Annotated in this window: 19 protein-coding genes and 3 tRNA genes; 8 read left to right on the forward strand and 14 right to left on the reverse strand. The window is 72.4% G+C overall.

Translation table 11 applies throughout. The features are described from left to right. Nucleotides 1-10: 10 nt before the first annotated feature. Complete coding sequence (locus ADL05_RS07110; RefSeq protein WP_053616067.1) at nt 11-1,066, reverse strand: NAD(P)H-dependent glycerol-3-phosphate dehydrogenase; 1,056 nt, start codon at nt 1,064-1,066, stop codon at nt 11-13. A gap of 8 nt (nt 1,067-1,074) precedes the next feature. After that, nucleotides 1,075-1,860: a 1-acyl-sn-glycerol-3-phosphate acyltransferase gene (locus ADL05_RS07115; RefSeq protein WP_231640642.1), complete on the reverse strand. Its 786-nt coding sequence runs from the start codon at nt 1,858-1,860 to the stop codon at nt 1,075-1,077. A 214-nt stretch (nt 1,861-2,074) separates the two neighbouring features. Here ADL05_RS07115 and cofC point away from each other — a divergent pair, with 214 nt between their 5' ends. Beyond that, the gene (gene cofC / locus ADL05_RS07120; protein WP_053616069.1) at nt 2,075-2,785 is read left to right on the forward strand and encodes a 2-phospho-L-lactate guanylyltransferase; all 711 of its coding nucleotides are present in this window, start codon (nt 2,075-2,077) and stop codon (nt 2,783-2,785) included. A 78-nt stretch (nt 2,786-2,863) separates the two neighbouring features. Here the strand turns inward: cofC and ADL05_RS07125 are convergent, their stop codons facing one another. The 3 genes from ADL05_RS07125 to leuC form a co-directional block, all read right to left on the reverse strand. Continuing rightward, nucleotides 2,864-3,145, reverse strand: a complete 282-nt coding sequence (locus ADL05_RS07125) for an HU family DNA-binding protein (protein WP_053616070.1) — start codon at nt 3,143-3,145, stop codon at nt 2,864-2,866. Nucleotides 3,146-3,496: 351 nt separating this feature from the next. Next, entirely contained in the window at nt 3,497-4,087 is a 591-nt protein-coding gene (leuD, locus tag ADL05_RS07130; protein WP_053616071.1) for a 3-isopropylmalate dehydratase small subunit, read from the reverse strand. A 27-nt stretch (nt 4,088-4,114) separates the two neighbouring features. After that, on the reverse strand, nt 4,115-5,521 hold the full coding sequence (leuC, locus tag ADL05_RS07135; RefSeq protein WP_053616072.1) for a 3-isopropylmalate dehydratase large subunit: 1,407 nt from the start codon (nt 5,519-5,521) through the stop codon (nt 4,115-4,117). A gap of 146 nt (nt 5,522-5,667) precedes the next feature. Between leuC and ADL05_RS07140 the strand changes: the two genes are divergently transcribed. The 6 genes from ADL05_RS07140 to ADL05_RS07165 all read left to right on the forward strand — a co-directional run bounded on the left by ADL05_RS07140 (nt 5,668) and on the right by ADL05_RS07165 (nt 12,233). Further along, nucleotides 5,668-6,342, forward strand: coding sequence for an IclR family transcriptional regulator (locus tag ADL05_RS07140; RefSeq protein WP_053616073.1), 675 nt, complete (start codon nt 5,668-5,670; stop codon nt 6,340-6,342). A gap of 270 nt (nt 6,343-6,612) precedes the next feature. After that, nucleotides 6,613-7,464: a M24 family metallopeptidase gene (locus ADL05_RS07145; RefSeq protein ID WP_053616074.1), complete on the forward strand. Its 852-nt coding sequence runs from the start codon at nt 6,613-6,615 to the stop codon at nt 7,462-7,464. Continuing rightward, nucleotides 7,461-9,194 carry an SDR family oxidoreductase gene (locus ADL05_RS07150; RefSeq protein WP_053616075.1) on the forward strand — a complete coding sequence of 578 codons (1,734 nt, stop codon included), beginning with the start codon at nt 7,461-7,463 and terminating at the stop codon, nt 9,192-9,194. The genes ADL05_RS07145 and ADL05_RS07150 overlap by 4 nt, the downstream gene beginning before the upstream one ends. Nucleotides 9,195-9,247: 53 nt before the next feature. Beyond that, entirely contained in the window at nt 9,248-10,219 is a 972-nt protein-coding gene (locus tag ADL05_RS07155) for a metal-dependent hydrolase (protein ID WP_053616076.1), read from the forward strand. Nucleotides 10,220-10,455: 236 nt separating this feature from the next. Beyond that, a complete protein-coding gene (locus ADL05_RS07160) occupies nt 10,456-11,454 on the forward strand; it encodes a PDR/VanB family oxidoreductase (RefSeq protein ID WP_082376189.1) in 999 nt (332 codons plus the stop codon). Nucleotides 11,455-11,618: 164 nt separating this feature from the next. Continuing rightward, on the forward strand, nt 11,619-12,233 hold the full coding sequence (locus ADL05_RS07165; RefSeq protein ID WP_053616077.1) for a TetR/AcrR family transcriptional regulator: 615 nt from the start codon (nt 11,619-11,621) through the stop codon (nt 12,231-12,233). A 65-nt stretch (nt 12,234-12,298) separates the two neighbouring features. Here the strand turns inward: ADL05_RS07165 and ADL05_RS07170 are convergent. The 6 genes from ADL05_RS07170 to ADL05_RS07195 form a co-directional block, all read right to left on the reverse strand. Then, nucleotides 12,299-12,371: transfer RNA gene (locus ADL05_RS07170), tRNA-Glu, on the reverse strand. Between the two features lie 110 nt (nt 12,372-12,481). After that, nucleotides 12,482-12,557 (reverse strand) — tRNA-Glu (locus tag ADL05_RS07175). A 46-nt stretch (nt 12,558-12,603) separates the two neighbouring features. Further along, nucleotides 12,604-12,675, reverse strand: a tRNA-Gln gene (locus ADL05_RS07180). A 218-nt stretch (nt 12,676-12,893) separates the two neighbouring features. Continuing rightward, nucleotides 12,894-14,330, reverse strand: a complete 1,437-nt coding sequence (gene gltX / locus ADL05_RS07185) for a glutamate--tRNA ligase (protein WP_082376174.1) — start codon at nt 14,328-14,330, stop codon at nt 12,894-12,896. 206 nt (nt 14,331-14,536) lie between these two features. Then, nucleotides 14,537-15,490: a GDSL-type esterase/lipase family protein gene (locus ADL05_RS07190; RefSeq protein WP_053616079.1), complete on the reverse strand. Its 954-nt coding sequence runs from the start codon at nt 15,488-15,490 to the stop codon at nt 14,537-14,539. Nucleotides 15,491-15,575: 85 nt separating this feature from the next. Continuing rightward, a complete protein-coding gene (locus ADL05_RS07195; protein WP_053616080.1) occupies nt 15,576-16,376 on the reverse strand; it encodes a fumarylacetoacetate hydrolase family protein in 801 nt (266 codons plus the stop codon). Nucleotides 16,377-16,648: 272 nt separating this feature from the next. Between ADL05_RS07195 and ADL05_RS07200 the strand changes: the two genes are divergently transcribed. Further along, entirely contained in the window at nt 16,649-17,518 is an 870-nt protein-coding gene (locus tag ADL05_RS07200; protein ID WP_053616081.1) for a DUF3152 domain-containing protein, read from the forward strand. Between the two features lie 47 nt (nt 17,519-17,565). Here the strand turns inward: ADL05_RS07200 and cimA are convergent, their stop codons facing one another. The 3 genes from cimA to ADL05_RS07215 form a co-directional block, all read right to left on the reverse strand. Then, complete coding sequence (gene cimA, locus ADL05_RS07205; protein ID WP_053616082.1) at nt 17,566-19,176, reverse strand: citramalate synthase; 1,611 nt, start codon at nt 19,174-19,176, stop codon at nt 17,566-17,568. Nucleotides 19,177-19,593: 417 nt separating this feature from the next. Further along, nucleotides 19,594-20,709, reverse strand: coding sequence for a branched-chain amino acid aminotransferase (locus ADL05_RS07210; protein WP_053616083.1), 1,116 nt, complete (start codon nt 20,707-20,709; stop codon nt 19,594-19,596). Nucleotides 20,710-20,927: 218 nt separating this feature from the next. Next, complete coding sequence (locus tag ADL05_RS07215) at nt 20,928-21,986, reverse strand: 3-isopropylmalate dehydrogenase (RefSeq protein ID WP_053616084.1); 1,059 nt, start codon at nt 21,984-21,986, stop codon at nt 20,928-20,930. Nucleotides 21,987-22,012: the final 26 nt, after the last annotated feature.

Here is a 22,012-nt window from a genome sequence, read left to right on the forward strand (position 1 = left end):
GTGCTCGCTCTCAGACTCCGTACCGCTCGGGCTTGCTGCTGCGCGCCATGAAGGCGACGAGGGCCTCGGCGGGACTCAGGTCGTGGTGCAACATCTTGACGACGGCCTCGGTGATCGGCAGGTCGACGCCGTGCCGCCAGCCGAGTTCGAGGATCGACTCGGAGGACTTGACCCCCTCGGCGGTCTGCTTGGTCTCCGCGATGACCTGTTCGAGGGTCTGGCCCGCGCCCAGTTTCTCACCGAAGGTCCGGTTCCGCGACAACGGCGACGAGCATGTCGCCACCAAATCGCCCATCCCGGCCAGGCCGGACAGCGTGTGCTCGTCCGCGCCGAGGGCCACCGCCAGGCGCGTGGTCTCGGCCAGGCCGCGGGTGATGAGCGAGGCCTTGGTGTTGTCGCCGAAGCCCATGCCCTCGGCCATGCCCACGGCGAGCCCGATGACGTTCTTCATCGCGCCGCCGATCTCCACGCCCACCAGGTCGGTGCTGGTGTACGGGCGGAAGTAGGCCGACTTGAACAGGGACTGCAGCCGGACCGCGGTCTCCTCCTGCGGGCAGGCGACCACGGCGGTGGCGGGCTGGCGCTCGGCGATCTCGCGGGCCAGGTTGGGGCCCGAGACCACGGCGACGCGGTCCTCGGGGAACTCCAGCACCTCGGCGATGATCTGGCTGACCCGCGAGAGCGTGCCCAGCTCCACGCCCTTCATCAGGCTGACGATCACCGCGTCCCGGCGCAGGTGCGGCCGCCACTCCACGAGGTTCGCGCGCAGGGTCTGCGACGGCACGGCCAGCACCACGACGTCGGCGTCGGACAGCGCCTTGGCGGCGTCGTCGGTCGCGGTCAGGCGGAGGTTGAGGTCGATCCCGGGGAAGTAGTCCGGGTTCTGCGAGGTCCGGTTGACCGCCTCGACCACCGAGGCCCGCCGCCCCCACAGCACGACCTCGACGGCCGGCGCCTGCGGATCCCGCTCCCGTGCCAGGTCGGCCGCGTCCGCGATGATGTTCGCGAACACGGTCCCCCAGGAACCCGCGCCGAGAACGGCGATCCTCACGTTGTCGGTGCCCATGGGTGCCGTCATGCCTCCGTGCTGTTCTTGCCGTCGTCGGACTCGCGCTCGGCCCGCTTGGCGGCCTCGGCCGCCTCGATCCGGGCGCGCTTGAGGTCGTAGGGCACCGCCGGCGGCTCCTCCTGGCGGATCTGCGCCTGGAGCCGGGTGATCTCCCGCATGATCGCCTCGGTGGCCTCCGTCAGGACCGTGGCGGTCAGGGGCTTGCCCTCGAACGCGGACAGGTCCACCGGCGGACCGGCGTTGAACGTCACGCGCTTGCGCGGGAAGGGGCTGAACTTCTTCTGACCGTAGGGCAGGATGTGCTGCTCGCCCCAGTGCGCCACGGGGATGATCGGTACCCCGGTCGTGAGCGCCAGGCGGGCGACGCCGGTCTTGGCCGTCATCGGCCACAGGTGCGGGTCCCGCGTGCAGGTGCCCTCCGGGTAGAAGATCACCGACGATCCGTCCCGGGTGAGCGCCAGCTCGGCCTCGTGCAGGGCCTTGACCGCGTCGGTGCTGCCGCGCTTGATGGGGATCTGGCCGGTGCTACTGGCGACGGACCGCACCACGGGGATGCGCATGACCGAGTCCTTCATGGTGAAGGTCGGCCAGCGCCGCGCACCGATGTAGAGGAAGTGCGCGACCGTGAGCGGGTCGAACGTCGACAGGTGGTTGGCCGCGATGATCACGCCGCCCTTGGCGGGCACGTTGTCGGTGCCCAGCCACTCCGGCTTGGTCATGAACCAGAGGAAGAAGCGCACGATGCGCGAGACGACCGCCTTCACCCACCGCGATTCTCGTTGCTTGGCCACGGGACTCCTCACTCCTTCGCTCCCGACCTCTGCGGCCACAGGAGCACAACCGGTTCAGTCTAGGGCGTGTCCGACTGATCGGACTCCGCTCGCGTGTCGCACTCGGGCAGGTCACGGGTCCGACACTCCCCGGGGTCCCCGCGCCCCGCCGACCGCGGTGCGCCTACCCTCTACCTCATCACTGTCGTGGCCGTATCGACGTCCCGGGGGAAGCGTGACCGGATCTGGTGAGCGAGGCGGGGGCGGACGCTCCGGGGGGCGCTGGTCCCTGATCGTCCCAGTCAAGCACCTCGGGCGCGCGAAGTCCCGGCTGGCCCGGGCGGTGGGGCCCCACCGGGAGGACCTGGCGCTCGCCGTGGCCTGCGACACGGTGGCCGCGGCGCGCTCGGCGACGGGTGTGGCGGCCGTGTTCGCGGTGACCGACGACCCCCGCGCGGGCAGGGCGCTGGCCGAGCTGGGCGCGGTCGTGGTCGGGGGCGAGCCCGGGACGGGGCTGAATCCGGCGCTGGCGCACGGCGCGTCCGTCGCCCGGGCCCGGCGGCCGGACCTGGGCGTGTGCGCGCTGTCGGCCGACCTGCCCGCGCTGCGCCCCGAGGAGCTGGACCGGGTGCTGGCCGCCGCGGACGGTCACGGCCGCTCGTTCCTGCCCGACGCGCCGGGTGTGGGTACGACGCTGTTCGCCGCCTCGGTGGGCCACCCGTTCACTCCCGCGTTCGAGGGGGCCTCGCGCGCCCGTCACCTGAGCGTGGGAGCTCGTGAGCTGGACGTACCCGGCACGGCCTCGGTCCGGCGGGACGTGGACACCCCCGAGGACCTGCGAGCCGCTGTGGAGCTCGGAGTGGGCCCCCGGACGCGTGAGCTGTGGGCCCGCCTCGACGCCCGGCCCCGCTTCCAGGAAGGATGCTGCGCCGAAGGCGTCCGTTGAGGGCGGGAAAAGCGTTCCGCCCGGGCCCTCATGGGAGGACCCGGGCGGAACGCGACCCGTCGCCGTGTGGCGGTGGGCCTACTTCTTCTCCCCGTTGACCAGAGCCTTGAAGTCAGCGCCAGCGCGGAACTTCGGGACGAAGCTCGCGGGGACGTTGATCGTGGCGCCGGTGGCGGGGTTGCGCGCGGTACGGGCCGCGCGCTCGGACTTCTCGAATACGCCGAAGCCGGTGATGGCCACCTTGTCGCCCGACGCCACCGTGGCCTGAATGGTCTCAAGCACGGCGTTGACCGCTTCGGTGGCGGTCTTCTTGTCTCCGAGTCGATCGGAGATCGCGTCGATCAGGTCACGCTTGTTCATAAGGTTCCTCCGGTTCCCCCTTGCTCGCACGAAATTAGGGGAAGCAGAGGCCCTTACACAAATACAAACGCCTGCGGAGAAGGCGTGTCGGGCCTCCGACCACCTGCTCGGCCACCCTCCGTAGGCTCCCCGTGTACCCGGCCGGCGCCAACACACGAGTCCCATTTGCCCCCGTGTGTGAGGCTCAAAAGCCTACGTATAACCGGATTCCGGACACTCGCCACACCGAGCATAAGGGTGGCTACCTCGTAAGCGAGGGATCACACCAAGTAAAGGTAAAATATTTCGGGACCGGCGGGTGTGCTGTGTCACACGACCCCCCGATCCCGTCCCAGAACGCGATCCCGGCCCCTACAGGGTCACCGGCATCCAGGGCTTGCGCGTCTCCTCGAAGCTCGCGATGTCGTCGGTGTGGCGGAGCGTGAGCGCGATGTCGTCCAGACCCTCCAGCAGCCGCCAGCGCGTGTAGTCGTCCAGCTCGAACGGCTCACGGACGCCGGGAGCGCGCACCTCGCGGTCGACCAGGTCCACGGTCACCTCGGTGGCGGGGTCGGCCTCCACGGCCTCCCACAGCCGGTCGATGACCTCCTGGGGCAGCAGGACGGTCAGCAGGCCGCCCTTGAGCGAGTTGCCGCGGAAGATGTCGGCGAAGCGCGAGGACAGCACGGTCTTGAAACCGTAGTCCTGCAGGGCCCACACGGCGTGCTCGCGCGAGGAGCCGGTACCGAAGTCCGGGCCCGCCACCAGCACGGACGCGCCCTGGTACTCCGGGCGGTTGAGCACGAAGTCCGGGTCGCTCTTGCGCCACTCGGCGAACAGGCCGTCCTCGAACCCGGTCCGGCTCACCCGCTTGAGGTAGACGGCCGGGATGATCTGGTCGGTGTCGACGTTGCTGGCGCGCAGCGGCACGGCCCGACCGGTGTGGACGTCGAATTTCTCCATGGGAGGTCTCTCCTAACGGGTCGGACGCTACTGGGCGACCAGGTCGGCGGGCGAGGACAGGGTGCCGCGCACCGCGGTGGCGGCGGCGACCTGCGGAGACACCAGGTGGGTGCGTCCGCCGCGCCCCTGGCGGCCCTCGAAGTTGCGGTTGGAGGTGGAGGCGCTGCGCTCCCCCGGCTTGAGCTGGTCGGGGTTCATGCCCAGGCACATCGAGCAGCCCGCCTCACGCCACTCGGCGCCGGCCTCCTCGAAGATCCGGCCGAGCCCCTCCTCGTTCGCCTGCTCCTTGACCCGCATGGAGCCGGGCACGACGAGCATGCGCACGCCGTCGGCGACCTTGCGCCCGCGGATGATCTCGGCGGCGGTGCGCAGGTCCTCGATCCGGCCGTTGGTGCACGAGCCGAGGAAGACCGTGTCCACGCGCACCTCGCGCATCGGCGTTCCGGCCTTGAGGTCCATGTACGCCAGCGCCTTCTCGGCGGCGGCGCGGGCGGAGGGGTCCTCGTAGGAGGCGGGGTCGGGGACCTCGGAGTCCAGCGAGACGCCCTGGCCGGGGTTGGTGCCCCAGGTGACGAAGGGGCTGAGCTCGTCCGCGTTCAGCACGACCTCGGCGTCGAACTCGGCGCCCTCGTCGGTGCGCAGGCTCTTCCAGTGCTCGACGGCGGCGTCGAAGTCCGCGCCCTTGGGGGCGTGGGGACGGCCCTCGATGTAGTCGAACGTGGTCTGGTCCGGCGCGATCATGCCGGCCCGGGCACCCGCCTCGATGGACATGTTGCACACCGTCATCCGGGCTTCCATGGACAGGGCCTCGATGGCCTCGCCCCGGTACTCGATGACGTAGCCCTGGCCGCCGCCGGTGCCGATCTTGGCGATGACCGCGAGGATGATGTCCTTGGCCGAGACGCCCGGCTTCAGCGACCCGTCGACGGTGACGGACATGGTCTTGAAGGGGGCCATCGTCAGGGTCTGGGTGGCGAGGACGTGCTCGACCTGGCTGGTGCCGATGCCGAAGGCGAGCGCGCCGAACGCGCCGTGGGTGCTGGTGTGGCTGTCGCCGCAGACGACGGTCATGCCGGGCTGGGTCAGGCCCAGTTGGGGGCCGACCACGTGCACGACGCCCTGGTCGATGTCGCCCATGGGGTGCAGGCGCACGCCGAAGTCGGAGCAGTTCTTCCGCAGCGTCTCGACCTGCTTGCGGGAGACGGGGTCCGCGATGGGCGCGAGGAGGTCCATCGTGGGGACGTTGTGGTCCTCCGTGGCGATGGTCAGGTCGGGCCGGCGCACGGGCCGGCCGGCCAGACGCAGCCCCTCGAAGGCCTGCGGGCTGGTCACCTCGTGGACGAGGTGGAGGTCGATGTAGAGCAGATCCGGCTCGCCGTCGGCGCGTCGGACGACGTGCTCCTCCCAGACCTTCTCGGCCATCGTGCGTGCCATGGGCGCTCGCCTCTCTCGTTGCGTCACGGGCCCGTCTCGTTCACCGACCGCGCGGGGGTCGACTTGCATTCCACATATCGAGACGTCAATATCAAGCCATGGACAACTCTAGCTCATCCAGCGGCGTCGGTGTCCTGGACAAGACGATGTCCGTTCTCGACGCCCTGGAATCGGGACCGGCATCCCTGGCGCAACTGGTGCAGATCACCGGCCTGGCCCGCCCGACGGCCCACCGACTGGCCGTCGCCCTGGAGCGGCACCGCATGGTCACCCGCGACAGCCAGGGCCGGTTCGTGCTGGGACCGCGCCTGGGCGAACTCTCCATCGCCACGGGCGAGGACCGGCTGCTGGCCGTGGCCGCGCCGGTCCTGGTCCAGCTGCGCGACCTGACCGGGGAGAGCGCGCAGCTCTACCGACGGCAGGGCGACGCGCGCGTGTGCGTGGCCGCCTCCGAGCGCAGCAGCGGCCTGCGGGACACCGTCCCGGTGGGCAGCGAGCTGCCGATGAACGCCGGGTCGGCCGCCCAGGTGCTGCTCGCGTGGGAGGACTCCGACCGGATCCGGCGCTCCCTGGTGGGCGCGCGCTTCACCGCCGCCGGACTGGCCCAGGTGCGCCGCCGCCGCTGGGCCCAGAGCGTCGCCGAGCGCGAGCAGGGCGTCGCCTCGGTGTCGGCGCCGGTGTCCGGCCCCGGCGGACGCGTCATCGCCGCCGTGTCGGTCTCCGGCCCGATAGAGCGCCTGACCCGCTCCCCCGGGCGCATGCACTCCCAGGCCGTGATGTCGGCCGCCGAGAAGATCAGCGAGTCACTGCACGGGGCGTGATTCGGGGCGCTTCACGCCGGGGCCTTCGTCGTCGCCCGCGCCCGCGCTCGTTCCCACACCGCCGCCCGCCGCCACCCTCGACGGACGCCTCCGGCGCGGCCCTTCCCGCTTTGGCCCGACCAACCCACGAGAACCCAAGGGGAGCGGAACCACTCGCGCCCGACCCCCTGGTGTCCGCACAGCGGAGCGCGCTCGCCGCATGAGACGGCGGGCGCGCTTCGTCGGGGCACGGGCATGGACTCTTATTGACATGATGTCTAACATGACACCATGTCTCACACGAACGTGACCGGGGCCACAGACCTCGATCTCGACGCCTTTCGCGACCTCCAGCAGCTCGCCTACCGCGCCGCCGTCGACGTGGCGGCGACCCTCGAACCCGGCGTCACCGAACGCGAGGCGGCCCGGCGCGTCCGAGTCCGCCTCGAAGGACAGGGGGTCCAGGACTGGTTCCACACGCCCTTCGCCTGGTTCGGCGACCGCACCGCCTTCCGCGGCTTCCGGAACCCGCTCCAGTTCTTCCCGAGCGGGCGCAGGCTGGAGGAGGGCATGCCGTTCATCCTCGACTGCGCCCCGGTGCGCGACGGGTACGTCGCCGACATCGGCTACTCCGGCTACCTCGGGGACAACGCCCTGCACGACCGCCTCATGGACGACCTGCGCGCGCACCGGCGACTGATCGTCGACCGGGTGCGCGCGGGCGACACGCTCCAGGACGTCTACCGCGCCGTGGACGGCCTCATCCGCGAACAGGGCTACGACAACCGGCACCGGGTCTACCCGGGCCGGGTCATCGCCCACCAGGTCGGCAGGGTGCGCTCACGCCTGCCCAGGGCCGTCGTCGCGGGCTTCGGCGTCCGCTCGCTCCAGACCCTGGTCGGCGACCTCCTCGTCGAGCGCCTGCACCACCGCTCACCGCTGTGGGCGGACGGCGACATCTCCGCCCACCCCGCCACCCCCGGCCTGTGGGCGGTGGAGCCCCACATCGGCTTCCGCGACATCGGCGTGAAGTTCGAGGAGATCCTCGTCGTCACCGAGGACGACGCCCACTGGCTCGACGACGACCTGCCGCACGTGCGCCGGTGGGACGCCCTGGCCCCGACCAGCACGGAGACCCCATGAGCACCCGCACCCACACCTACGTCACCGCCTCGGACGGGCAGCGCCTGGCCGTCCGCACCGAGGGGAACCCCGACGGCCCCGTGCTGCTGCTGGTCCACGGCTACCCCGACAACTCCTCCGTCTGGGACGCCTTCGCGGCGCGGTTCACCGCCGACCACCGCGTGGCCGCCTTCGACGTGCGCGGCGCCGGGCGCTCCACCGCCCCCGACGACCGCTCCGGCTACCGGTTGGACCAGCTGGCCGACGACATCGTCACCGTCGCCGACGCCGTCAGCCCCGGCGCACCCGTGCACCTGGTCGGCCACGACTGGGGCGCCATCCAGTCCTGGCACGCGGTCACCGAACCCCGGCACGCCCACCGGTTCGCCTCCTACACCGCCGTCTCGGGGCCCGACCTCGATCACGCGGGCCACTGGCTGCGCACGCGCCCCGACGGGTTCCGAGCCGCGCTCCGCCAGGCGGTCCGCTCCGGCTACATCGGCTTCTTCCACCTGCCCGTGGTCCCCGAGGCGGCGTGGCTGACCGGGGTCGGCGGCCTGGCCCTGTCCGCTCTCGAACGGCTCGGCGGCGGCCCGCACTCGCCCGCGCGGCGCGGCACCCGGGACTACCTCAACGGCCTGGCGCTGTACCGGGCGAACATGGCCCGGCGCCTCCTGCGGCCGGTCGAGCGGCGCACCGACGTCCCCGTGCAGGTCCTCGCGCCCACGGACGACGCGTTCATGACCGACCAGCTCCAGTCCGACGCGGGCCGGTGGGTCGGCGACCTGCGCTTCCACCGCTTCCACGGCGGGCACTGGACACTGCGCTCGCGCCCCGACGCCGTGGCCGCCCGGGTGCGCGCCCTCGTCGGCGAGGTCGAGTCCGGCCGCCCGCGCCCCCGGCGGGCCCTCACCGCCCAGCAGGCCCGACGGCACGGCGGCTCCTTCGCCGGCCAGGTCGCCGTGGTCACCGGCGCGGGCAGCGGCATCGGCCGGTCGCTGTGCTTCGAGCTCGCCGAGCGCGGCGCCCGGATCGTCGCCGTGGACGTCAACGGCCCCGCCGCCGAGCGCACCGCCGAACTCGCCGCCCTGCTCACGCCCGGAGCCGCCGCCCAGCGGGTGGACGTCACCGACGCCGCCGCGATGGACAAGCTCGCGGCGTGGGTGCGCGACGAGTACGGCGTTCCCGACCTGGTGGTCAACAACGCCGGCATCGGCGTGGCCGGACCGTTCCTGGAGACCACGGCGCAGGACTGGGAGCGGGTCGTCGACGTCAACCTGTGGGGCGTGATCCACGGCTGCCGCGCCTTCGCCCCGATGATGGCGGCCGCGGGCGGTGGCGGCCGCCTCGTCAACACCGCGTCGGCCGCCGCCTACCTGCCCTCCCGCGTCTACGGCGCCTACGCCACCACCAAGGCGGCCGTCCTCATGCTGAGCCGCAGCCTGCGCGGTGAGCTCGCCGACCACGGGGTCAGTGTCACCGCCGTGTGCCCCGGCCTCGTCGACACCGGCATCATCTCCGGAGCCCGGCTGTCCGGCCTGGGCGAGGCCTCCGCCGCGAAGGACCGGCTCAACCGCCTGTACCGGCTGCGCGGCTACACCCCGGAGAGGGCGGCCGCGCGCATCGCCGACGCACTCCAGCGCGGCCCCGAGATCGTCCCGGTCACGGGCGAGGCGCACCTGGGCCTGCTGCTGTCCCGGCTCAGCCCCCGCGTGCTGCGGGCCGCCGCCCGCGTGGCCCCGCCCGTCTGAGACCCCGCTCCCCCGTCCCGCCCGCGCCGCCGAAAACCCCCAGGAGGCCGACCATGACCGCAGGACCCGTCCACACGGGCGCCCTCGAACCGCGACCCGACGAGCCCGACCGCCTCGTCCTCAACGCCCGCGACGTCGAGTTCGACTGGAGCCGGCTCGACCTGCACTGGATCCCCGGCGAGCCCTTCGCCACCCACGTGATCAACGTCCTGCACCTGCTGCTGCCCGAGGGCGAGCGCTGGTTCGTCGAGGTCTTCAAGCAGGCCGTCCCCCTCATCACCGACGACCGGCTCCGCGAGGACGTGCTGGGCTTCATCGGGCAGGAGGCCGTCCACGCCGAGGCGCACGCGGGCGTCCTCGACCACATGGACGCCCACGGGCTCGATCCGACCCCCTACGTCGAGCAGATCGCCTGGATGTTCCGGGTCGTGCTCGGCGACCGCGAGCTGACCGGGCGCCGCGCCGAGTCGTGGCTGCGCACCCGGCTGGCCGTCATCGCCGGGATCGAGCACTACACCGCCGTGCTCGGCCAGTGGGTGCTGGACGCCGCGGAGCTGGACGCGGCCGGCGCCGATCCCACCATGCTGGACCTGCTGCGCTGGCACGGCGCCGAGGAGGTCGAGCACCGGTCGGTCGCCTTCGACCTCTACACGCACGTGGACGGGGGCTACCGCCGTCGCGCCCTGGCCATGGCCGTCGCGGCGGCCGCGCTCGCCGTCCTGTGGGTGCGCGGCACCGCGTTCCTGCTCCGCAACGACCCCTACCTGCGGGGGCGCGTCGACGGACGGCGGCCCCGCCTGTCCTGGGCCCTGCGCGACGGCAAACGCGGACTGATCCCGCACCTGGGCCGACTCGCCCGGGCCGTGCCCGAGTACCTGCGCCGCCGCTACCACCCCTCGCAGCACGGCTCCACCAGCCAGGCGGTGGCCTACCTGGCCGTCTCCCCCGCCGCGCGCGCGGCCGAGGCGGCGGAACGGGCGGCTTCGGCCCCGGTCCCGGCTCCGGCCCCGGGGAGCGACCAGTGAGCGCCGGGGCGAGGCCCGGTGCTCCCGGCCACCTCGGGCACAGCGGCGGGCGAGGCCCCGGCACCCCCGGACCCGGGCCCGGGCGGGACGGTTCCCCCGACCACCCGGGTCCCGGCGGCGGCAGCGCCCCCGACGGCCCGGGCGCGGGCGGCCACGGGGTCAGGCACAGCGCCGCCCGCTACGCGCACCCGCGACCGCCGGTGGCCCTCTTCCGCCGCTCGGGGCCGGACCGCCTCATGCTCGGGCTCCAGCGCCTGGCCTCGGCGGTGGAACCGCTCACCGCGCGCCTGCCACCGGGGCACCGGATTCCCGAGCCGGCCGGAAACCTGTGCGTCCGCGTGGCCCGGGTACAGCGGCCGGTACCGGACGTCGCCGTGCTCACCCTGGTCCCCGACCGGCCCGGCGACCGGCTGCCCGCGTGGCAGCCGGGCCACCACGTGGACGTGGTCCTGGCCGACGGCGTCGTCCGCCCGTACTCGCTCAACGGCGACCCCCGCGACCGCGGCCGCTACCGGATCGCGGTCCGCCGGATCCCCGGCGGCACCGGATCCGCCCTGGTCCACGGCCTGGCCGAGGGCGACACCCTCGGACTGCGCGGGCCGCGCAACGCCTTCCCGTTCGCCCGCGCCGAGCGCTACCTGTTCGTCGCGGGCGGCATCGGTATCACCCCGATCCTGCCGATGGTGTGGGCGGCCCACCGCGCCCGGACGCCGTTCCGCCTGGTGTACACCGGCCGATCACGGTCCGGTATGCCCTTCCTGGACGAACTGCCCGCAGGCGCCGACACGGCCGTGCGCCCCGACGACGAGTTCGGCCCGCCCGAGCCCGCGCGGCTCCTGGACGGGCTCGCCCAGGGCACCGCGGTCTACGCCTGCGGCCCGGCGCCGCTGATCGACGCCGTGCGCGCACACGTCCCGCCGGGCACGCCGTTCTTCTCCGAGCGGTTCGCTCCCGCGCCGGTCCTGGGGGGCGCCGCCTTCGAGGTGCAGCTGGGCCGGGGCGGCCCGGTCGTGGCGGTCCCCGCCGACGAGTCGGCGCTGGAGGCGGTCCGCCGGGTGCGGCCGCGGACCGCCTACTCCTGTCGCCAGGGCTTCTGCGGGACCTGCCGGGTGGGGCTCCTGGAGGGGGTCCCCGACCACCGGGACCGGCCCACGGGCGGCTCGCCGCGCGGAGCGGAGTTCGCCCTGTGCGTCTCCCGCGCCGGGGAGGGGGAGCGGATCGTCGTCGACGTGTGAGGCCGGTGCCGGGACGGTAGGTTCGGGAGTCCGATGGCACAGGCACGTTGACGGAGGTCATGACCGCGGTGGTGTCCCATGGAACCGATCCCCACCTGGCGCGGGCGGGACGACGGTCGGAGGGCCCGGCGAAGGGGCCGGGCTCAGGGCGGCGGCCGCGCCGCATGGCGCCGCAGGAACGCCGGGAGGACCTCATCCGGACGGCACTGCTCGTCTTCGCGCGGCGCCCCCCGGCCGAGGTCACCCCTGAGGACATCGCCGAGGAGGCGGACGTGTCCCGCGCCCTGGTCTACCGCTACTTCCCCAACATGGCGGAGCTGCGCCGCGAGGCGCTGGAGCGGGCGATGGACGAACTCGTACCGCGGCTGGTCCCACCGGAGGGCCTGCCGCCCCTGGACCAGCTGCGGTTCGGCCTGCGCGCGTTCATCGCCTTCGCCGACTCCTACGCCCCCTCCTACGCGGCCCTGCTCAACGGCGGGTCGATGGTGGCCACGGAGGAGACCGAGGCCGAGATCGACCGCGTGCGCGACGCGGTCCGGCGCCTGGTCCTGGAGCGGGTCGGTATCGCCGAACCCTCGCCCCGGCTGGTCCTGGCCCTGCGCTGCTGGATCTCGGCCGTGGAGACGGCGGTGATGATCTGGCTCCAGGAGCGCACCATGGCGGCCGACGCCCTGGCCGACTGGCTGCTCGACCAGCTCGTCGCCATGCTGGCGTCGTCCGGGGCGCGGGAGGCGGAGCTGGGGGCCCTGGCCGCGCACGCGGGCGGCTCCCCGGGCTGACCCCGCCGCGGCGTCCCCCGGACACGGCGAAGGGCCCCACCGCGCAGCGGTGGGGCCCTCATCTGTACCCCCGAGCGGATTCGAACCGCCGTTACCGCCTTGAGAGGGCGGCGTCCTAGGCCACTAGACGACGGGGGCCGGACTGGTACGGGTGCGCCCGCGAAACCTGCGGAACCCACTCGAACCGGACATCAGTGACACGCACTGACCAGCAAGAAAGCTCCCACGGCGTGGGAGCCTCTCCCTGTTGGTACCCCCGAGCGGATTCGAACCGCCGTTACCGCCTTGAGAGGGCGGCGTCCTAGGCCACTAGACGACGGGGGCCGGACTACGGATCCTCGGATCCGTACGCTTCACCAGAGTGAAACAGCTGGGCTACCAGGACTCGAACCTAGACTAACTGAACCAGAATCAGTCGTGCTGCCGATTACACCATAGCCCAGTGCTTGGGGAGGACCTGGTCGCTTTCGCGTCCCTGTCCCCCTCGGCGACGTCGTTAACTCTAGCGGACAATCGGAGTGGTCGCGAACCGGAATCGGGGTGGCCGGTCTGTGGCTCCGGCCACCCCGCGCCGCTCGGCCCGCCCGTCGCCGACCGACGCCCACCAGGGCGCTTCGCGCGGGGACGGAGCACCACCCCGCGCACGCCCCCCGGCCGGTTCTAGCCGGCGTCCTGGGCGCGCAGCTTCTCCAGGGCGGCGGTGAGTCGCGCCTGGACGCGCTCGCGGCCGAGCAGCTCCAGCGACTCGAACAGCGGCAGGCCGACCGTGCGACCGGTGACCGCGACCCGCACCGGTGCCTGGGCCTTGCCGAGCTTGAGCCCCAGCGCGGCGCCCGTCTCCTCGGTGGCCGCCTTGAGCGCGTCGGCCGTCCAGGACAGCTCCGGGTCGGCGAAGCGCGCCAGGGCCGCCTCCACCATCTCCGGGCCCACGCCCGGCTTCATCGCCTTGTTCCAGCTCTTCTCGTCCTCCACCGGCTCGGAGAGGAAGAGGAAGTCCACGTTCGGCACGATCTCGCTGAGCAGCGCCACGCGGCTCTGCGCGAGCGGGGCCACCGCGCGGAAGACCTCCGGGTCGTAGTCGGCCGGGTCCCACGGGACGGCGTCACCGGTCAGCCACGGGGCGCAGCGCTCGACGAAGTCGTCCACCGACAGCTCGCGGATGTAGTCGCCGTTGAAGGCGCGCAGCTTCTTCTCGTCGAAGAACGCGCTGGAGCTGTTGACGTCCTCGATCCGGAACAGCGGCACCATCTGCCGCCACGGCATGATCTCGCGGTCGTCGCCTGGCGCCCAGCCCAGGAGCATCAGGTAGTTGACCATCGCCTCGGGGAGGTAGCCCTCCTCCTGGTAGGACTCCAGGGCGACCTTGTCCCGGCGCTTGGACAGCTTCTTGCGCTGCTCGTTGACGATGACGGGCAGGTGCGCCCACACCGGCGGGGTCAGGCCCAGCGCCTCCCACAGCAGCTGCTGCTTGGGGGTGTTGGACAGGTGCTCCTCGCCGCGGATGACGTGGGTGATGCGCATCTCCACGTCGTCCACCACGTTGGCCAGCACGAACAGCGGTGAGCCGTCGGCGCGCGCGATGACGAAGTCCTCGATCGCGGAGTGGTCGAACTCCACCCGGCCGCGGATCCGGTCGTCGACGACCGTGGGGCCGCCCTCGGGCACGCGGAAGCGCAGCGCGCGGCCGGGGCCGGGCTCCAGGCCGCGGTCGCGGCAGAAGCCGTCGTAGCCCAGGTTCGGGTTGTCGCGGCGCTCCTGGACCATCTCGCGGGTGCAGTCGCAGTAGTAGGCGCGCCCGTTCTTGAACAGGTCCTGCGCGGTCTCGCGGTGCTTGTCGGCGTAGTCCGACTGGAAGTAGGGGCCCTCGAAGTGCGGGTCGTCCGCGCCGATGCCGAGCCAGGCGAGCGCGCGGACGATGCCCTCGGTCCACTCGGGCCGGTTGCGGGCGGCGTCGGTGTCCTCCACGCGCAGCACCATGCGGCCGGCGGGCCGCTGCTGCGCCAGCGCCCAGTTGAAGAGCGCGGAGCGGGCGCCGCCGACGTGGAACATGCCCGTGGGAGACGGGGCGAAGCGGGTACGAATCGGAGTCTCAGTCACGGGCCCCAGGGTATCGGGGCCCGACCCCCGCTCAGAGGTGGTGCGACGAGAGGGCAGCGCCGGGGCGCGGCGCCCGTGGTGTGACGGGAGGACGGCGCCCCGCCGCGGGCGCCCGTCGCCGGGCGGCGGGACCGGCCGCCGCCGCTGTGCCGTCCGCGGGCGACCGTCGCGGGGCGGCGGAACCTGCCGCCGCTGTGCCCCGCCGGTCAGGACGGGGTGGGCAGCGGGCGCGGGTAGCTCTCCCCCATGCCGAACTCCGTGGCGAGCACGTCGGCGAAGGCCGCCGCGATCTTCACCTCGCCCCCGGGGTCGGGGTGGGTGCCGTCATAGGTGTCCTCGGCCACGTCCCAGCCCTCGGCGCCCACGATGCTCAGGCTCACCACGGGCGACTCCTCGGTGCTCAGGTCGGCGGCCACCTCGCGGACGAGTTCGTTGAACGCGTACTGGCGCAGCGCGAATCCCTCGTCGGTCTCGCCCAGGGCGATGGGCAGCGACTCGGCCAGCACCACGCTTACGTGCGGCTCGCCCTCCCGCGCACCCTTGACGTAGGAGCGCAGCCGGAACTCCATCTCCTCCATGGTGACCGGCCACAGCAGGTCGTTGACGCCGAGCATGACGCACAGCACGTCGGGCCGGTGGACGCGCGCCTCCTCCTCGATGGTGCCGGCGGCGTCGCGCAGGGTGCGGCCCCACAGCGCGTTGTGGTCCTGGTCGAACTCGGGATCGCGGTACTCGGCGGCGTCCGGGTCGCCGTCGGTGCCCGGCTGGTCGGCGCCCTCCTCAGGAGCGCCCTCCTCGGGAGAGCCTTCCCCGGCGGCGCTGGGGTCGGCCTCCGGCTCGGTGGGCACCGGCAGGATCATGTCGCGCGAGGCGGGCTCGGTGTAGGGGCCGACGAAGTCCAGGTCGTCCACGTGTGAGGAGAGGTGGTTCCACAGGTGGTAGCGCCAGGTCGCGTCACCGTTGGCGCCCTGGGTCATCGAGTCCCCTGCCAGCATCACCCGTCGGGGTGCGGTCACGGTGTCCTCCTGTCCGGTGTCGGTCTCCGCGGGGTCGGCGGTGGTGACGGCCCACAGGATCGCGGCGGTGATCACCAGCACGAAGGCGATGGCGCCGGCGGAGAGCAGGGCCGGCGGAGAGAAGCGGCGGCGAGGGGTGCTCACGGAGTGGGAGCCTTCCGGTCGCGGGGGTCGGCGCCTGGATGGCGGGGCGCCGGCCCCCTGGGCCGAGGTGGTGGATCGGAGCCGGTCAGTCCCTGGTCACCACGCGGTTGCTGATGGTGCCCACGCCCTCCACGGTCACCGAGACCTCCTGGCCGACCTCCAGCGGTCCGACGCCGGCCGGGGTGCCGGTGAGGACGACGTCGCCGGGGAGCAGCGTCATGAACGAGGTCACGTACGCGATGATCCCGGGGATGTCGTGGATGAACTGCGAGGTGTTGCCCTGCTGGCGCACCTCGCCGTCCACGGTGGTGGTGAGGGCGAGGTTCTGTGCCTCCTCGACGCTCATGCCGGTGGTGATCCACGGCCCGATCGGGCAGAAGGAGTCGAACCCCTTGGCGCGGGTCCACTGCTTGTCCTTCTTCTGCAGGTCGCGCGCGGTGATGTCGTTGGCGACCGTGTAGCCGAAGATGACGTCCTTGGCGCGTTCGCGCGGCACCTCGCGGCAGGGCCGGGAGATGACGATGGCGAGTTCGCCCTCGAAGTCCACGCGCTCGGAGACGGACGGGTAGAACACGGGGTCGCCCGGCCCGGACACCGCGGTGGAGGGCTTGAGGAAGACGACGGGCTCGTCGGTGGACTCCCCCGTGATGCCCTGCATCTCCGCGACGTGGTCGGCGTAGTTCTTGCCGATGCACACCACCTTGGTGGGCAGGACCGGCGACAGCAGCCGCACGTCCGTCAGCTTGGCCCGTTCCCCCGTCAGCTGGATGTTGCCGAGCAGGGGGTGCCCGGTGAGTCGGGCGACGAATTCCTCGCCGCTGTCGGAGTCGGACTCCACCAGGCCGAATCCGACCTCGTCACCGACCGCGAACCGTGCGATGCGCACCTCATGCCTCCCAGCAGGCCAGTTGTCTCACGTGCGGTTGCAGGGTATCTGTGCGCGGTCGTGCCGGAGTGCCGGACCCGTCCCCGGCGCGCGGTGACATGCCGCTCTTCGGCGCACGGGGCGACGACCGCGCCGATCCCGCGGCTTTCGTTGGACGATCTGTGAAGCGGCATCTGGCATGCTGGGTGGCGTCGTCCGATGTCGAGAGGTTGAGCCTCGTGCCCAAGTCCGCTCCGCCGCCGGCTCGGCACCGCCGGCGCCGCAGATATCCCATGGGACTCGCGCTGGGTCTGTGCCTGGTGTCCGGCGCTTCCGCCGTCCTGATGGTCAGTGTCCCCGCGCCCCCGGCCGAGCTGGGCCCGTCCGAGGAGGCCGCCGAGTCCCTGCCAGTCGGCGGCGACGGCGAGGGCTCCGAGTCCGGCCCGCGCACGGCCCCCGACGACGCGGCGAGCAGCAGCGCCGAGGGCCGGGGCCAGGAACCGGACGAGGAGTCCTCCGCGCCCGCGTCCTCATCCGCGCCGTCCGCGCGCGGGGAGGAGGAGGAAGAGGACGCCGAGGCCGAGGAGGAGGTCCCGGTCCTGCTCCGCTCCGTGGAGGAGGAGGTCGACTCCGCCGACGGCGACATGGCGGTCGTGGAGGGCGAGGGCGACGTCATGGGCGAGGGCCCCCTGACGACGTTCGCCGTGGAGGTCGAGGAGGGTCTGCCGGGCGAGGCGAAGGACTTCGCCGACGCCGTCGAGCAGGTGCTGGGCGACCCCCGCAGTTGGGGCAACGACGGCAAGCGCTCGATGCAGCGGGTGGACGGCGACGACGCCGACGTCCGCGTCCTGCTGGCCGCCCCGGACACCGTCGACCAGCTGTGCGCGCCGCTGAACACCAACGGGTACGTCTCCTGCGCCAACGGCAACCGCGCCATCATCAACCAGAACCGGTGGGTGTCGGCCGTCGAGGAGTTCGAGGACGACCTGGAGACCTACCGCATCTACGTGATCAACCACGAGGTCGGCCACACCCTGGGCCACGGCCACGTGAGCTGCCCGGGTGAGGAGGAACTCGCTCCCGTCATGCAGCAGCAGACCCTGAGCCTGCAGGGCTGCGAGGCCAACGGGTGGGTCCACCCGGAGAACGACCCCGAGGACTAGCGGCGTCACCCGGCCCCGCGTGGCCCCCGCGGTCCCGCCCCGCCCTGTCAGGTCTGCGGGTAGCCCTGGCGGAGGAGTCCGTAGGTCACGGCCTGTTCGAGCGCGATCCAGGAGGCGTCGACGACGTTGGGGCCCACGCCGACCGTGGTCCACTCCCCCGCTCCGTCGCTGAGGGTGATGAGGATCCGGGTGATGGCGTTGGTGCCGGAGGTGCCTTCGAGGATGCGGACCTTGTAGTCGGTCAGCTCCAGCCCGGCGATCGCCGAGTACACGGTCTCCATGGACTCGCGCAGGGCCCGGTCCAGGGCGTTGACCGGGCCGTTGCCCTCGGCCGTGGCGATGACGCGCTCGCCCTTGACCCGGAGCTTGACGGTCGCCTCGGTCAGGCTGTCGTCCTCGTGCGCCAGCGGACCGGAGCCGCTGCGCGGCCGGCGCTCGGTGATGACCCGCCAGGACTCGGTCTCGAAGTAGCGGACCGGCGCGCCCAGCTCCTCGCGGATGAGCAGTTCCAGGGAGGCGTCGGCGGCCTCGAAGCTGTAGCCGGTCAGCTCCAGGCCCTTGATGCGGTCCACGACCCGCCCGGACAGGGCGCGGTCGCCGGCCAGGTCCAGGCCCAGTTCCTCGGCTTTGAGCTCGATCGACGCCCGCCCGGCCATGTCGGAGACGAGCATGCGCATGCGGTTGCCGACGAGTTCGGGGTCGGTGTGCTGGTACAGGTCGGGGTCGACCTTGATCGCCGAGGCGTGCAGCCCGGCCTTGTGCGCGAACGCCGACACGCCCACGTAGGGCTGGTGGGTGTCCGGGGCGAGGTTGACGATCTCGGCGATGGCGGTGGCCACGCGGGTCATCTCGGCGAGGCAGCCCTCGGGCAGCACCGTGCGGCCGTACTTCAGTTCGAGCGCCCCGACCACGGAGAAGAGGTTGGCGTTGCCCACCCGCTCGCCGTAGCCGTTGGCGGTGCACTGCACGTGGGTGGCGCCGGCGTCCACGGCGGCCAGGGTGTTGGCGACGGCGCAGCCGGTGTCGTCCTGGGCGTGGATGCCCAGGCGGGCGCCGGTGGCCTCGCGTACCTCGGTGACCACCTGGGTGATGTCGCCGGGGAGCATGCCGCCGTTGGTGTCGCACAGGACGACCACGTCGGCGCCGGCGCCGGCGGCGGCGCGGACGACGTCGAGCGCGTGGTCGGGGTTGTGCCGGTAGCCGTCGAAGAAGTGCTCGCAGTCCACGAACACGCGCTGGCCGTGTTCACGCAGGTGGGACACCGTGTCGGCGATCATGGCGAGGTTCTCGTCCAGGGTCGTGCGCAGTGCGCGCTCGACGTGCCGGTCGTCACTCTTGGCGACAAGGGTGACGACCGGTGCGCCACTGTCGCGCAGGGCGGCCACCTGTGGGTCGTCGGCGGCCCGCACTCCGGCCCGGCGGGTCGCGCCGAACGCGGTGAGCTGCGCGTGCTCCAGCGTGAGCTCTCGTGAAGCCCGCTGGAAGAACTCGGTGTCCTTGGGGTTGGCTCCCGGCCATCCGCCCTCGATGAACGCCACTCCGAGGTCGTCCAACAGCTGTGCGATGGCCAGCTTGTCGGAGACCCGGAGGTTGATCCCCTCGCGCTGGGCTCCGTCGCGCAGCGTGGTGTCGAAGACGTGGAAAGTGTCGTCCCTCATGGGCGGATCTCCCGAAGGTGGATGCTGTGTGTGTCGGCCCCGACCAACAAAAAAGACCCCTCGTGGACACGAGAGGTCAGCGCGCTGGCAGGGTCCGGTTTCTCCCCGGCGCGTACGCGGGAAGGTGTCAGCCAGCGCGCCCCGGAATAATGAGTTCCTGGGACAGCATGTGGCCAGTGTGCCACACGGGTCCGCGAGAGCCGGTGCTCACCGGCATTTTGTCTCACCATCCGAGACCGAAGTTTCTCACTCCGGACGTCCCGGTGAACACGCGGCAACCGCGCGCCGCGTGGCGCGCCGTGTGGCGCGCCGTGTGCCCGCGGCGGCTCGGCCCCATCGCCGGAGGGCACTGCGGGCGCTTCGAACGCAACGGCGGGGCCGCCCGGAGCTTCTCCGGGCGGCCCCGCCTGGCACGCGCTAGAAGCGGGTGATCCAGCCGTGCTTGTCGTTGCGCCGGCCGGTCTGGATGCCCACCAGCTCCTCGCGCAGACGCATGGAGACCGGACCGGGGTTCCCGTCGCCGATCCGGAACTCGCCGTCGTCGCTCTTGACGTGGCCGACCGGCGTGATCACCGCGGCCGTGCCGCAGGCGAACACCTCGGTGAGCTCGCCGGACTCGGCGGCCTCGCGCCACTCCTCGATGGAGATCGGCGCCTCCTCCGCGGGGATGCCGAGGTCGGGTGCCAGGGTCAGCAGCGACTCCCGGGTGATGCCGGGCAGCAGTGTCCCGGTGAGCGGGGGCGTGCGCAGCCGGGCGCTGTCGCCGGAGCCGAACACGAACCACAGGTTCATGCCGCCCATCTCCTCGACCATGCGATGCTCGCGCGCGTCGAGCCACACCACCTGGTCGCAGCCCTTCTCGACGGCCTGCGCCTGGGCGAGGAAGCTCGCCGCGTAGTTGCCCGCGAACTTGGCCGCGCCCGTCCCGCCCGGGGCCGCGCGCGTGTAGTCCTTGGACAGCCACACCGTGACCGGCCTGACGCCTCCCGAGAAGTAGGACCCCACCGGCGACGCGAAGAGCAGGAAGAGGTAGCTCCGGGACGGGTTGTTGACGCCCAGGCCGACGTCGGTGGCGAACATGAAGGGCCGCAGGTACAGGCTGAAGTCCTCCTTGGTGGGGACCCAGTCGCCGTCGTGCTCCAGGAGCAGCTCGATGGACCGGATGAACAGGTCCTCGGGCAGCTCCGGCATCGCCATCCGGGCGGCGCTGCGGTTGAAGCGGGCCGCGTTGGACTCCGGGCGGAAGGACGCCAGCGTCCCGTCCGGGTGGCGGTAGGCCTTGAGGCCCTCGAAGATGGACTGCGCGTAGTGGAGTGCGGCCGTGGCCGGGTCCAGGCTGAGGGGGCCGTACGGCTCCAGCTTGGCGTCGTGCCAGCCCTTGCCCTCGGTGTAGCGAATGCTCACCATGTGGTCGGTGAACACCTGGCCGAACCCCGGATTCACCAGCAGCGCGTCTCGTTCCCGCGGGGTCTTCCGCTGGTCGGAGAGCTGGATGTCGAACGTCAACCCGCTCGTGGTGGTGTTGTTGTTCATGTCGTCGGTGGTCCTCTCGGGTGCATCAGGCCGGCTGCGCCGCCGACCTGGGATCTAGTCTGACGTAAGGAGCGCACCCGGTGCCAGGTCCGGGGCGGACCGGCGCAGGACGACGCCGACGGGCGCGCTCGGGAGTGTCCCGGGCGCGCCCGTCGGCGTCGAGTGATCGGTCGGCCGTCGGCCGCGCCCTGGTGGACGGGCAGGGCCGACGGTGCGCGTCAGCCCTGCTCGGCTACTCGCGCGGCCAGATCGTCGCCGATCTGCGAGGTGGAACGGACCGCGTGGCCGCGGGTCTTGAGGTCCGCGGCGACCGCGTCCTCGATCCTGCGGGCGGCCTCGACCGCGCCCAGGTGCTCCAGCATGGTGGCGGCGGAGAGCACGGTGGCGGTGGGATCGGCCTTCCCCTGGCCCGCGATGTCGGGCGCGGAGCCGTGCACCGGCTCGAACATGCTGGGGAAGGTGCCGTCGGGGTTGATGTTGCCGCTGGCGGCCAGGCCGATGCCGCCGGCGATGGCGGCGCCGATGTCGGTGATGATGTCGCCGAAGAGGTTGTCGGTGACGACCACGTCGAAGCGCGCGGGCTGGTTGACGAAGAACATCGACGCGGCGTCGACGTGGCAGTAGTCGACCGAGACCTCGGGGTACTCGGCGCCGACCTCCTTGACCACGCGCTGCCAGAGCTCGCCGGCGAAGGTCAGGACGTTGTCCTTGTGGACCAGGGTGAGCTTGCGGCGCGGGCGGGCCGCGGCCTTGGCGAAGGCGAAGCGGACCACGCGCTCGACGCCGAAGCGGGTGTTGACGCTGTCCTGGGTGGCGACCTCGTGGGGGGTGCCCTTGCGCAGGACGCCGCCCGCTCCCGCGTAGGGGCCCTCGGTGCCCTCGCGCACGACGAGCATGTCGATGTCGTCGGCGCCGACACCCGCCAGGGGGCTCTCCACGCCGGGGAAGAGCCGGACCGGGCGCAGGTTGACGTAGTGGTCGAAGTCGAAGCGCAGGCGCAGCAGCAGGCCGCGCTCCAGGACGCCGCTGGGGACACTGGGGTCACCGACGGCGCCCAGGAAGATCGCCTCGTGCTCGGCCAGTTCGGACTCGACCGAGTCCGGCAGCGTCTCACCGGTACGGTGCCAGAGCTTGGCGCCCAGCTCGTACTCGGAGGTCGTGAAGGCGAGGTCGTACTGGGAGGCCGCGACCTCCAGCACCTTGAGGCCCTCGGCGACCACCTCGGGGCCGATCCCGTCGCCGGGGATGACGGCCAGTTTCACGGTGCGCGCTGCCATACGGTCTGCCTCTAACTCGGACGTGA

It is taken from the genome of Nocardiopsis sp. NRRL B-16309, assembly GCF_001279585.1.
Classification (GTDB): Bacteria; Actinomycetota; Actinomycetes; order Streptosporangiales; family Streptosporangiaceae; genus Nocardiopsis.